Origin of the sequence: Streptomyces sp. NPDC096132, from assembly GCF_044763345.1 — a bacterium.
Taxonomy (GTDB): Bacteria; Actinomycetota; Actinomycetes; order Streptomycetales; family Streptomycetaceae; genus Streptomyces.
In genome coordinates, this window is sequence record NZ_JBIWGA010000091.1 from 1 (window position 1) to 1,605 (window position 1,605).

Below are 1,605 nucleotides of genomic sequence, written 5' to 3' on the forward strand. Positions count from 1 at the left end.
CCCTTCCCCCTGCGCGACACCCCGGTTCCCGATCCGGCCCTGACCGAGAGCGTCCGCGCTCGCTTCCGGGAGCGGGGCGTGCCCGCCCACTGACGGCCCCTCACGCGCGGCGCGGCGCGCGGTACCGCCCCGCCGCCGAGCCCAACGGTCCCTTTGGGCAGGGCCGTTCGGCCCAGTGGCCGCAGACCTTCGGCATCCGGCGCCGACCGGCGCACGGCACGAGAGTGAGGGGTGTCGGGCAAGGACCGAAGACGACGCCGGTACCGGACCCTCACCCCGGGCCGATACCCGGATCCCTCACCAGGAGGTGGAGATCATGCTCCGCACCATCACCGTAGGACTCGACGGCTCGCGCGAGAGCCGGGCCGCCGCGGAATGGGCGGCACGCGAGGCGCGGTCGCGCCGGCTGCCGCTGAAGATCGTCCACGTGTGGGAGCCGGTGCCGGAGCCCATGGCCCAGGCCCCGCTCCTGGGCGCCGAGACCCAGCAGCACTGGACCGAGAAGATCCCCCGGGAGGCCGCCGAGGGCATCGGCCTGCGCCACCCCGGGATCGAGGTGATCAGGGAGCAGCTCTCCGGCCACCCGGCCGACGTCCTCGCCGACGCGGCGAAGGACGCCGAACTGCTCGTCCTGGGCTCCCGCGGCCTCGGCGGAATCGGCGGGTTCATGGTCGGCTCCGTCGGTCTGTCCGTCGTCGCGCACGCGGAGCGCCCCGTCGTGCTGGTCCGGGCGCTGGAGGTGGCCGCCGACGAGCACGAGCCGGACCCGGTGGGCGTGCCGTCCGCCGCGACGCCGTTCCGCCCCGTGGTCCTCGGACTCGACGTCGAGCACCCGGACGAGACGCTGATCGAGTTCGCCTTCGACGCCGCCCACCGGCGCGGCACCTCCCTGCGGGTCGTCCACGGCTGGAACCCGCCGCCCTACTACGCGTACAGCGTGCCTGCCAACCCGGCGCTGCACGAGGCGCTGGCCCTGCGCGCCTCCGAGGCCCTGGCCGAGGTGCTGCGTCCGTGGCGGAAGAAGTACCCGGACGTGGAGGTCACCGAGGTGTCCCGCTTCGGCAGCGCGGCCGTGCACGTCGTGGCCGCCGCCCGTGAGGCCTCCCTCGTGGTCGTGGGCCGGCGGGTCCGGCGCAGCCCGTTCGGCACGCACATCGGCCATGTCACGCACGCCGTCCTGCACCACTCCACCGCCCCCGTCGCCGTCGTCCCCCACACCTGATCCAGCACCGCTGGTCCACCACCCGAGGAGAAGAGACCCATGAAGGCAGCGGTCGTACGAGCGTTCGGCGAGCCCCTGGTCATCGAGGAGCGCCCCGACCCCGAGCCGGGCCCCGGCCAGGTCCGGGTCCGTGTCGAGGCCTCCGGGCTGTGCCACACCGACATCCACGCCGCCCACGGCGACTGGCCCGTCAAGCCGAACCCGCCGTTCGTGCCCGGCCACGAGGGCGTCGGCCTGGTCGAGAAGCTGGGCGAGGGCGTCACCCACCTGTCCGTCGGGCAGCGCGTCGCCGTGCCCTGGCTCGGCACGGCGTGCGGGCGGTGCGAGCACTGCCTGTCCGGCTGGGAGACGCTGTGCGAGCAGCAGATCAACACCGGGTACGG

General features: G+C 74.5%; 2 protein-coding genes. Both read left to right on the top strand.

Translation table 11 applies throughout. The annotated features are described in order from the left end of the window. Positions 1 to 316 precede the first annotated feature (316 nt). Complete coding sequence (locus ACIRF9_RS52610) at positions 317 to 1,222, top strand: universal stress protein (protein WP_403837799.1); 906 nt, start codon at positions 317 to 319, stop codon at positions 1,220 to 1,222. A gap of 39 nt (positions 1,223 to 1,261) precedes the next feature. Further along, positions 1,262 to 1,605, top strand: a 344-nt coding sequence (locus ACIRF9_RS52615; protein WP_403837801.1) for an alcohol dehydrogenase catalytic domain-containing protein, incomplete at its 3' end; no start/stop codon positions are given.

What these genes read in the sequence shown, in the direction of transcription:
- ACIRF9_RS52610 (WP_403837799.1), top strand. Translation starts at nt 317, where the DNA reads ATGCTCCGCACCATCACCGTAGGACTCGACGGCTCGCGCGAGAGCCGG.